The organism is Brooklawnia sp., from assembly GCF_032229645.1.
GTDB lineage: Bacteria > Actinomycetota > Actinomycetes > Propionibacteriales > Propionibacteriaceae > Brooklawnia.
Genome location: NZ_JAVTWX010000085.1, coordinates 1 through 10,642, shown reverse-complemented (window position 1 = coordinate 10,642; position 10,642 = coordinate 1). Strand labels below are relative to the sequence as shown.

General features: G+C 64.8%; 10 protein-coding genes. 7 read left to right on the top strand and 3 right to left on the bottom strand.

Annotated features, from left to right (window positions below):
* The 7 genes from AAFP05_RS06045 to AAFP05_RS06015 all read left to right on the top strand — a co-directional run.
* Positions 1 to 1,474 (top strand): ABC transporter substrate-binding protein (locus tag AAFP05_RS06045; RefSeq protein ID WP_341728952.1); only part of this gene is annotated, 1,474 nt, incomplete at its 5' end.
* A gap of 42 nt (positions 1,475 to 1,516) precedes the next feature.
* Positions 1,517 to 2,554 carry an ABC transporter permease gene (locus AAFP05_RS06040; RefSeq protein WP_341728951.1) on the top strand — a complete coding sequence of 346 codons (1,038 nt, stop codon included), beginning with the start codon at positions 1,517 to 1,519 and terminating at the stop codon, positions 2,552 to 2,554.
* The gene (locus AAFP05_RS06035; RefSeq protein ID WP_341728950.1) at positions 2,551 to 3,336 is read left to right on the top strand and encodes an ABC transporter permease subunit; all 786 of its coding nucleotides are present in this window, start codon (positions 2,551 to 2,553) and stop codon (positions 3,334 to 3,336) included. The genes AAFP05_RS06040 and AAFP05_RS06035 overlap by 4 nt, the downstream gene beginning before the upstream one ends.
* Positions 3,333 to 4,985, top strand: coding sequence for an ATP-binding cassette domain-containing protein (locus tag AAFP05_RS06030; protein ID WP_341728949.1), 1,653 nt, complete (start codon positions 3,333 to 3,335; stop codon positions 4,983 to 4,985). The genes AAFP05_RS06035 and AAFP05_RS06030 overlap by 4 nt, the downstream gene beginning before the upstream one ends.
* A gap of 125 nt (positions 4,986 to 5,110) precedes the next feature.
* Complete coding sequence (locus AAFP05_RS06025) at positions 5,111 to 5,518, top strand: VOC family protein (RefSeq protein ID WP_341728948.1); 408 nt, start codon at positions 5,111 to 5,113, stop codon at positions 5,516 to 5,518.
* 75 nt (positions 5,519 to 5,593) lie between these two features.
* On the top strand, positions 5,594 to 6,337 hold the full coding sequence (locus AAFP05_RS06020) for a sulfite exporter TauE/SafE family protein (RefSeq protein WP_341728947.1): 744 nt from the start codon (positions 5,594 to 5,596) through the stop codon (positions 6,335 to 6,337).
* Positions 6,338 to 6,409: 72 nt separating this feature from the next.
* Complete coding sequence (locus AAFP05_RS06015; protein WP_341728946.1) at positions 6,410 to 7,456, top strand: NAD(P)-dependent alcohol dehydrogenase; 1,047 nt, start codon at positions 6,410 to 6,412, stop codon at positions 7,454 to 7,456.
* Positions 7,457 to 7,914: 458 nt separating this feature from the next.
* On the opposite strand, the gene rpmA is transcribed toward AAFP05_RS06015, so the two are convergent.
* From rpmA to AAFP05_RS06000, 3 genes are all read right to left on the bottom strand, one after another.
* The gene (gene rpmA, locus AAFP05_RS06010; protein WP_341728945.1) at positions 7,915 to 8,172 is read right to left on the bottom strand and encodes a 50S ribosomal protein L27; all 258 of its coding nucleotides are present in this window, start codon (positions 8,170 to 8,172) and stop codon (positions 7,915 to 7,917) included.
* Between the two features lie 11 nt (positions 8,173 to 8,183).
* Positions 8,184 to 8,492 carry a 50S ribosomal protein L21 gene (gene rplU / locus AAFP05_RS06005; protein ID WP_341728944.1) on the bottom strand — a complete coding sequence of 103 codons (309 nt, stop codon included), beginning with the start codon at positions 8,490 to 8,492 and terminating at the stop codon, positions 8,184 to 8,186.
* Positions 8,493 to 8,675: 183 nt separating this feature from the next.
* A partial coding sequence (locus AAFP05_RS06000; RefSeq protein WP_341728943.1) for an Rne/Rng family ribonuclease occupies positions 8,676 to 10,642 on the bottom strand: 1,967 nt, incomplete at its 5' end.

The window sequence follows — 10,642 nt, the reverse complement described above, 5'->3', positions numbered from 1 at the left end:
ACTCACCGCCTGCAGTTCGTCGTCCGCCGACTCCGAAGACGTCGCAGGCTCAGCCTCATCGGCGCAGGGTGGCACCGTCCGCGTCGGCATCATGGGTGCCCCCGGCGACCCTCTCGATGTGACCATGGCGTCGTCCTTCTTCAGCTATGGAGTCTCCCTCAACCTCTTCGACTCGCTCGTGGTGATGTCTCAGGGCCAAACCGAGCTGGTGTTGGCCGAATCGATCACCCCCAACGAGGACGCCACCGAGTGGACCATCGCGATTCACGATGACGTAAAATTCACCGATGGCTCTGATGTAACCGCCGATGACGTGCTGGCCTCGCTGAAGTATCTTGCGGTCGCGCCGAACTACGGATCGATGTTCGCCGACTTCGACTTCGACAATGCGTCCAGTGACGGCGATCTCACCGTTAAGTTGCCCATGGCTAAGCCGCGGGCAGACCTGGTCGAATCGATCTTGGCGCAGATCAGCATTGTCTTTCCCGAGGGCATGACAGATTTCACCAAAGCAATCGGTTCGGGACCGTTCAAGCTGGAATCCTACGATCCCGATACCGGCGTGGTCCTGGCACGCAATGATGACTACTGGGGTGGCGCCCCGGCACTCGAACGACTCGAGTTCTTGCCGATCGCGGACGCCACTGCACGTCTGACCGCTGTCGCGTCCGACCAGCTCGACTACGCCATGGGTGTCACTGCAACCGGAGCCCAGACCATTCAGAAAGGCTCCGGGGTCGTCGTCCAAGATCCCGGCCCGGCCGAATCGAATGCGTTCACCTTCATGCTGAACCCCAACAAGGCACCCTTCAATGATCCTGAGGTGCGGGACGCCTTCCGGCTGGCCGTCGACCGGCAGGCGTTGGTGGATGTCGTCTTCCGGGGCCGTGGCACCGTGGGCAATGACATCGTCGGCAAGGGCATGGTCGGATACGACGATTCGATCGAACAACGGCAACGCGATATCGACAAGGCCACCGAAGTCTTCAAGGCCAAAGGTGTTACCTCGATCTCGGTGCTGGCCTCCGAGATGACGCCAGGTATCACCGATGCGGCGAAGCTGCTGGCCCAGCAGCTGCAAGAAGCAGGGGTCGACGTCACCGTCACCGAGGTCGATCCGACCGCACTGTTCGCAGACCTGAGCACGATCCCCGCCAACGATGTCTTCTCGTTCTACGCCATCAATCGCCCCATCGCCGCGCACATTCCGATGTTCAGCGTCGATGGTGCCCCTGGAAACTACATGGGCGGCACCAACTCGGAACTCACCGAGGTCATCACCGCATCGCAGGCAACCAGTGACGAGGCGGAGCGCACGCGACTGCTCGACAAGGCTCAGGAGATCCTCTGGACGTCGGGTCCGGATACCGTCTGGGGCTTCCAACCGGTTCTGTCGGCTCATGACGAGAAGCTGAGTGGCGTGGAGATCATTCAGTCGGTACCGGTCTTCACCCACGCCAGTTACCAGGCATGACGGTGACCAGTGCCGGGGCTTGTCTCTCAGCGGGAATCTGCGGTGACTCCTGAGTACCGCCCGGCTTGGCGCAACATTCGCTCGGGAATGAGATGGCTGGTCGTCACCCTGGCATGGATCGCGGCCAGCCTCACGCTGATCTTCGTGGTCTTGGATCTGCTGCCCGGCGATGCTGCGAACCTGCGGCTGGGGTTGGATGCCACTGCCGAAGAACTCGCCGCGCTCCGCGCCCACTATGGCTTGGATCGCCCGCTGACGACTCGCCTGCTGGAATGGTTCACCGGGTTGCTGTCTGGTGACCTGGGCACCACTTTGGTCACCGGTGTGCCGGTTGTCACGGTGATCGGAGGTGCACTTGGACGCACGGCGGTACTTGCCGGACTATCGGTGATCGGCATCCTGCTGCTCGGCTGGGGTGGGGGGATCGCGGCCGGTATGCGGCCCGGCGGCCGAGTCGATCGCATTCTCAGCTCTACCGCGCTCGCCGCCCTGTGCACCCCCGAATTCGTGGTCGCGACCGTGCTGGTGCTCGTTCTTGCCACTGGCCTGGGGTGGCTGCCTGCGGTTTCTCTGGTGCCCGCCGGTGGTGGAATCTTCGACCGTCCACAGATCCTGGTTCTCCCAGTTCTCACGATCTGGGTCGTCGGCAGCGCCACCCTGGTGCGTCTGGTGCGTCCGGTCATCGCCCGGCAGGCTGCTTCCCCTCATGTTGAAGCCGCACACTTGGCCGGTCTGAGCCCGGTTCGTGTCCTGTGGCGGCACCTCTTGCCGGGAGCTCTCGCCCCCGCCGCCCAGGCCAGCGCCATGCTGGTGCCCTACCTTGTCGGCGGCACGATCATCGTGGAGCGTGCCTTCGCTTTTCCCGGACTCGGCAGCGTCATGGTTCAGGCAGTCAGCAACCGTGAACCCGGACTGCTGATGGCCTGTTCACTGATCGTCGTCGGTGTCACCGTGGTCGCCTATCGGCTGGCAGACCTGTCCACGACCGGGTCTGCGAAGACCGGACGACAGCGCGTGCCGACGCGTCCTCGCTTCGTGACCGACGGACCATCCCTCGCTGTTTCGGGGGCCAGGCAGTGAGCACCATCGGCGATCGCATGCTGCTCGGCTTCTTGGTCTTGATCGTCATCGCGACCGTCACCGGGCCGCTTCTCGTCGCGGACGCTGCCGCTACCGTTGGCGCCGGCTATTCCGCGGCATCCCCGGGGCTGCCCTTGGGCACCGATGGGCTCGGTCGAGACGTATGGACCCGCCTGTTGGCCGGAGGCTCGGGACTCCTATTGGTGGCACTCGTGTCCACCGTGGCCGCAGTGGTCATCGGAGTGGCCTTCGGGCTCGTATTGACGACGCGACGGCCGGCAGCCAAGGCGCTGGGGATCGTGCTGAATCTGCTGCTCGTCATTCCGTCGATGCTCACCATGATGGTGCTGGTCTTCGGCCTGGGCTCGGGGGTATCGACCATGGTGCTCATCATGGCTGTGGCCAGCGTCCCCTTTGTTGCCCGGTTCACCCGATCGATCGCGATTCCGGTGATCGCCTCGGAATACGTGCTGGCGGCCCGGGCCGGCGGGGACTCGTGGCCGGTGATATTCGTTCGCGAAGTGCTCCCCAACCTCGGCCCACCGATCCTTGCGGACGCCGGAGCACGCTTCATCGGCTCGCTCTATCTGGTGGCTGCAGCCGGCTTCCTCGGTTTCTCGCCGCTCGGCTCGGACAATGACTGGGCAACGATGGTCCAATCCGGACTTGAGGGGCTGACGCTCAATCCATGGGCCAGCCTTGCGCCCGCCCTGGCGATCGCCGGCATCACGATTCCGGCGAACCTGCTGGTCGACAGGGCGATGCGAAGGACTCTTCGATGATCGATTCCGAACTCGAATCAAGCAACAGCGGGCATGCACCGGTGATGACCCTCGCCGAGCGACGGGCGCGGGCCCAGCCCGCGCGTTTACCAAGCACCGCTGCACCCGCCACCGATCTCGGCTCAGTCATTCGAATTGAGGATCTATCCATCCAGACCGAAGCCGGATCCCCGATCCTCACCGATGTCAGCCTCGAGGTTGCTGCCGGGCAGACCCACGCACTCGTCGGTGAATCCGGTTCTGGCAAGACGACGCTTGCGCTCGCACTATTCGGACGCCTGCGGCCGGGTCTGGTGCACAGCGGCGGACGAGTTCAGGTCTGCGGTAGCGAACCGCTCGCCTTAACCGGGCCTCGGCTCCGCACACTTCGAAGGCAGCGTCTCGCCTGGCTCGGCCAGGACCCCGCACTAGCACTGACACCGCATCTGACCATCGGGGAGTTGCTTCGCGAGGTTTCGGCGACCGGCGGGCGCGACGAAGATCTTCTCGGAGTCGCGGCCCACCTGGGGCTCGGGTCGATCACCGATCTGCTGCAGCGAAGACCCCATCAGCTTTCCGGTGGGCAGCGCCGCAGGGCGGCGTTCGTCCGGGCACTGGCGTCGTCACCCGATGTGCTGGTTCTGGATGAGCCCACCAACGGCTTGGATCAGCAGGCGATCGGCCAGGTCGTGGAGATCGTGCGCGATCTGCGTTCCAGCCACCATCTGACGGTCCTCATCATCACCCACGACTTGACCGTGGCACGGCAGATGGCCGACCGGATCTCGTTCATGGCCGATGGCCGCATCGCCGAGACGATCACCACCGGAGAATTGGATGGCTCCGCGCAACCCCTGGTCCGCGAAGCCCTGCGCGCCGCGCAGCTACCCGCCTACCATCCGCCGCGGCTGGAGTCGTCCGAACAAGAACAGCCGGACGCCGGCTCGGTCCCCGCGCCGGGGGATGGTCCCGGTTCTGATGCGGCGCTGGCTGCCTGTGGGCTCCAGGTACTGACCCCTGCCGGGGATCCGGTGCTCGCCGATGTCGATCTCGTCTTGCAGCCCGGTGAGACAGTAGCGCTTCTCGGCCCGTCCGGCGCCGGCAAGACAACCCTGGTCCGGACTCTGATCGGCAGTCATCCGCCGCAGTCCGGCGAGCTTCGGCTGGGCGGTCGGCACGCGCCTTGGAGGCTGGACGACCGTTCTCCCGCGCAGCGGCGGGCTGTCCAGCTCATCGGCCAGGATCCCGCCGGGAGCCTGAACCCGGCGGTCAGCATCGGCCGCCAGCTTGATCGCGCCGTGGCGCGTGCTCGTCCCGAACTCGGACGACGGGCCTGCCGCGACGAGGTGCTGGCACTGCTGGATGCCGTGCAGCTGCCTCCATCCCATCTGCGTCATCTGCCCAAGATGCTGTCCGGCGGTCAGGCACAGCGGGTGGCAATCGCCCGGGCTCTGGCTCACCAGCCAAGCGTGCTGCTGTGCGATGAGGCCACCAGTTCGCTCGATCCGGCCATTCAGCGCTCAATCCTCGAGCTTCTGATGTCTCTTCGCGGCGCTCAGGGGTTAGCGCTGCTGGTCATCACCCACGATCTATCAGTCGCACATTTCTGCTCGACTCAGGTGCTCAGATTGTGTCAAGGAGGAGGACACGGCTGGGAGACCCGCTCCTGACGGGTCTGCGGGTTTGCCCGAGCCGGATGCAGTCGTCCGGTCTATCGAGACGGCCGATAACATGCCTCGATGCGACTCCCTCGCGCCGTAGAGTGAGAAAAGCTACGACAAACGAAGGAGTTCCGATGCTCAACGCTAGTCCGTACATCGTCTTTTCCGGCCAGGCCCGAGAGGCGCTTGAGTTCTATCAATCGATCCTCGGTGGCGAACTCAACATCGCGCCGCAGTCGCAATACAACCCTGACCCCGCAGTCGCAGATCTGGTGATGCACGGCCAACTGGATGTGCCCGGCTTCTCGCTGATGGCTGGTGACGACCCGAGCGGGAACACGGCGACGGGCTCCGGCAAGGTCACGATCACCTTGTGGGGCGATGATTTCGACGATGCTCGACGCATCTTCGACGCACTCAGCCAGGGCGGCACCGTCGGCATGGCCTTCGGCAAGCAGATGTGGGGCGACTACTACGGCGATGTGACTGACAAATACGGTGTCGCCTGGGCGGTCGATGTCACCGTGCCGGCCGAAACCTGAGTCGGCGCCCGAAGTGGTCACGGCCTACCATCCAGCCTGCAGATGAGAGAATGAGCAGGCAGGAGGCAGGCAGTCGTGGACATCACTTTGGGCACTATCGTTTTTCTCGCGCTGGCCGGAGTGCTCGCAGGACTGGTCGGATACCTCGCCGGGTTGATGTCGCTGATCAGCTATCCCGCACTGCTCGCGGTAGGGCTCTCACCGCTGACCGCCAACGTCACCAACACCCTGGGTGCGATCGGCGTGGGCGCCGGTGCGGCGGTTCGTGCCGGAGACCAGGTGATGGCTGCCGGACGCACGCGCGCCTGGCAGCAGTTCGGCATCTGTGCGCTCGGCGGCGGTACCGGCGCAGTTCTGCTGCTGGTCACCGGCGAGAGCGTCTTCGAGACGGTGGTTCCTTGGCTGATCGCCTTCGCGTCGCTGACATTGTTTGTGAGCCCGCGCTTGAGAAGAATATCGAACGGCACCGAACGCTGGCCCCTCTATCTTGGTGTGCTCTTCTTCGTCTGTCTCTATGGCGGCTACTTCGGCGCCGGGGCAGGCGTCCTCTACTTTGCCGTGGTCGTTCTGCTGACCAGCTACCCTTGGCCGCGCGCCGTGCTGATGAAGTCAGTGCTGCTGAGCATCTCGAATCTGATCGCCACGATCATCTTCATCATCTTCGCCCCCATCGACTGGGTTGCGGCGCTGATCTTGTTCATCGGAAACCTCATCGGCGGCAACATCGGCCCGCTCGTCCAGCGCTATCTTCCCGAGAAGCTCAGCCGCTGGGTGATCGCCCTCGGCGGCCTCTACCTTGCGTGGTCATTGCGGAGCTGACAGGCATCTCGCCCGGGTGATTCCGACGGCCACTAGACTGCAGTGACCCGATCACGCCCGATGAGGAGCAGCATGCCTGAGGTATTGGCGTACGCCACAGATGACCACAACGCCCAGTTCTACCGGACGACGATCTCCCGGCGTGAGCCCGGGCCTACCGAGATCTACTTCGAGATCAAGTACGCCGGGATCTGTCATTCCGATATCCACACCGCCCGCGCCGAGTGGGGTCCGGCCATCTACCCGCTGGTCCCGGGACACGAGATCGTCGGGATCGTCGCCAAGATCGGCGATCAGGTCACGAAGTTCAAGGTCGGCGACAAGGTCGGGATCGGCTGCTTCGTCGATTCGTGCGGCGAATGCGAACAGTGCAAGGCCGGACACGAGCAGTTCTGCACCACCACGCCCCGCACAATCTGGACCTACAACTCGATCGGACGCGATGGCCGGCCGACCTACGGCGGATACTCGCAGGCGATCACTGTGGAACAGGATTACGCCATCCGGATTCCCGAGGAGATCGCGTTCGAGAAGGCCGCTCCGCTGCTTTGCGCCGGTGTGACGCTCTACTCGCCGCTGAAGCGATGGGGTGCCGGACCGGGCAAGAAGGTGGCCATCATCGGCATGGGTGGGCTCGGCCATGTCGGCGTCCAGATCGCTGCGAAGATGGGCGCCGAGGTCGTGGTGATCAGCCAGACCATGAGCAAGAAGGACGACGGGCTACGCTTCGGTGCCAGTGACTACTTTGCCAACAGCGAGCCCGAGCGCATCAAGGAACTGCGCGGCACCCTCGACCTGATGGTCTCCACGGTGGCGGCGGTTGCCGATCTGGACGCCATGTTGAGGCTGCTGAAGCCCGGCGGCGTACTGGTGGATGTCGGTCTGCCAGAGCACGCGAGCACGCTGAGGCTGTCGAGCCTGACCACCGGCAACAAGGTGCTGGCCGGCTCCCAGATCGGCGGTATTCCGGAGACCCAGGAGGTCCTCGACTTCTGCGCGACACACGGCGTGGCGCCGCAGGTGGAGATCATCTCCGGTGATCAGATCACGGATGCCTACGACAAGGTCGTGCACTCCAAGGTCCGCTACCGCTACGTGATCGATACCTCGACCTTCTGAGGTGAGCTTGTCGGCCGTTCACGGCCCGGACCACAGCGACTGCCGAAAACCGCAACGGCTGCCCAAATGCCCCGGCCCGGACATAGGGACTGCCGGAAGTCACAACAGCTGCCCAAATGCCCCGGCCCGGACACAGCGACTGCCGGAAGTCACAACAGCTGTCCAAATGCCCCGGCCCCGACACAGCGACTGCCGAAAACCGCGACGGCTAGCGGATATTCGGCAGCCTCTGCAATTCGCGGCAGCTGATCGCGAACACCACGTACAAATCGGTAGCGGCTGCGACTATCGGCAGCGGCAGACGACGCGAAGCAAACCACTAGCCAGTCATGACACGGGAGGGGCCGGACACAATTGCGTCCGACCCCTCCCGTGTCATGACTGTTAGTTACAACCGTCTAGGCCTGTTAGTTACAACCGTCTATGACCGTTATCTACAGCGCCTTGGTAGCGAGCCCTCAGGCCTCGCTCGGTTCGATGTTGATGACCCGGCGTCCACGACGGCTGCCGAACTGCACCTTGCCAGCGACCAGTGCGAAGAGAGTGTCGTCGCCGCCCCGGCCGACGCCTTCGCCCGGATGGAAGTGGGTGCCACGCTGACGGACGATGATCTCGCCTGCATTGACCTGCTCACCGCCGTAGCGCTTCACGCCGAGACGCTGAGCGTTGGAATCACGACCGTTGCGCGAGCTGGACGCGCCTTTCTTGTGTGCCATCTCTGCCTACCTCAGCCTTCGATTCCGGTGACCTTGACCTGGGTGTACTTCTGACGGTGCCCCTGGCGCTTCTTGTAACCGGTCTTGTTCTTGAACTTCAAAATGCGGATCTTCGGGCCCTTGACCTCGCCGATCACCTCTGCGGTGACCGAAGCCTTGCCCAAAACACCGGCATCTGTGGTGATGTCGTCGCCGTCAACCAGCATCAGCGGCTGTAGGGAGATGCTGCTACCGGCCTCGTCTGAAACTCGGTCGATCTCGACGATGTCACCTACGGCCACCTTGTGCTGGCGGCCGCCACTGCGCACGATCGCGTACACGCCTGACTCACTCTCGCTCGTCCGCCCCCCGACTTGCGGGAACGGGACTCCTTCTTCTGACTTTGAAACGTCTCGCCGCCATCACTGACTGCCATGACGCCCAACGCTCTACGGCGGTCCAGCCGGAATATCCCGACCGAGGACGCACCGAAGATCTATGTTATGTCGTGTCCCACCGGCCGGTCAAACCGTCTGGTTCTGGTTGACATCGTCCGAATCGTATGCCTGTGCTGCGGCCAGCAACTCCCCGGCAGGCTTGTCGCCCGGTAGTAGCTCGGCCTGCCGTGCCGCGCCGGGCTCGGAGCCCGCCGGTTGGTCGGTATGATGCCGCGAAGCCGCCGCCGCAAGCCTGGAGGCAGCCTGCTTGGCCTCTTCGGATGGCTGCACTTGATTGGCCTTGGCCGCTGCGGGGGCTTCCTCGACCTTCGGCTTGGCCTTGGAGCGCCGGTTGTTGCGACCACCGGTGTTTGAGGACGACTTGCCGCCGTGCCGCTCACCGCCATCTGCCGGGGCTTGTGAATCGACGGGCTCCTCGTGGCGGATGTACCCGCGTCCGCCACACTGGTCGCACTCGTCGGTGAAAGCCTCCGCCAAGCCGGTGCCGATGCGCTTGCGGGTCATCTGCACCAGACCGAGGCTGGTGACCTCGCTCACCTGATGACGCGTGCGGTCGCGTCCCAGGCATTCGACCAGTCGGCGCAGCAGCAACTCGCGGTTGCTTGGCAACACCATGTCGATGAAGTCGACCACGATGATGCCGCCCAGGTCGCGCAGTCGCAGCTGCCGGACGACTTCCTCGGCCGCCTCCAGATTGTTGCGCGTGACTGTCTCTTCGAGGTTGCCGCCCGATCCGGTGAATTTGCCGGTGTTGACGTCGATGACCGTCATCGCCTCGGTGCGGTCGATGATCAGCGAGCCGCCCGAGGGCAGGAACACCTTGCGCTCCAGCGCCTTGGCGATCTGCTCGTCGAGCCGGTGCGCGGCGAACAGGTCGCCGGACTCGGACCGATCCCAGTGCACCAGCCGCTCCTTCAGGTGCGGAGCGACATGGCTGACGTAGGCGTCGACGGTGTCCCAGGCGTCCTCGCCCTTGCCGTTGCCGTCCACGATCAGCTGGCCGAAGTCCTCGGTGAACAGGTCCCGGACGATCCGCACGGTCAGGTCGGGCTCGGCGTACAGCTGGGTCGGCGATTTGCCGGCCTTGACCTTCTTCTCGATGACCTCCCACTGTGCCTTCAGCCGGTTGACGTCGCGGACCAGCTCGTCCTCGGACGCGCCCTCGGCGGCCGTCCGGACGATCACCGAGGCGCGGTCGCCGACCAGCTCGTCGAGGATGCCCTTCAGCCGGGCCCGCTCGCCCTCGGGCAGCTTGCGGGAGATGCCGGACAACTGACCGCTCGGCGAGTAGACCACGTAGCGGCCCGGGATGGAGACGTGTGCGGTGAGCCTGGCGCCCTTGGCGCCGACCGGGTCCTTGCTGACCTGGACCAGCACGCTCTGCCCGGACTTGAACACCTTTTCCATCTTGCGGTCGCCGCCGGTGACGCCGAAGGCGTCCCAGTCCACCTCGCCGGCGTACAACACGGCGTTGCGGCCGCGTCCGATGTCGATGAAGGCGGCCTCCATCGAGGGCAGCACGTTCTGCACCTTGCCGAGGTACACGTTGCCGATCATCGACGTCGCGGACGCCCGGTCGACGTAGTGCTCGACCAGGACGCCGTCCTCGAGCACCGCGATCTGGGCGTAGTCGTCGGCCTGCCGGACCAACATGGTGCGGTCCACCGCTTCCCGGCGGGCCAGGAACTCGGCCTCGGAAAGGATCGGTGCCCGGCGGCGTCCGGCGGCCCGGCCCTCGCGACGGCGTTGCCGTTTGGCCTCCATCCGGGTCGAGCCGTCGATCCCGGTCACCTCGTCGTTGCCCTTCGAACGGCGCGGCTGGCGGACCCGTACCACCACGTCGGTGGGATCGTCATCGGAGCCGGTGGTGTCCTCGCCGCGGCGCCGGCGGCGCCGACGCCGACGGGTCGAGGTGCCGCCCTCGACGATCTCGATCGCCGCGTCGGACTCGGTGTCGGACGCCTCGGCGGCGTCCTCAGCCTCGCCGTCCACCGCGGCCTCAGCCTCGGCGGTGTCGTTGTCGTCCTCGTCGG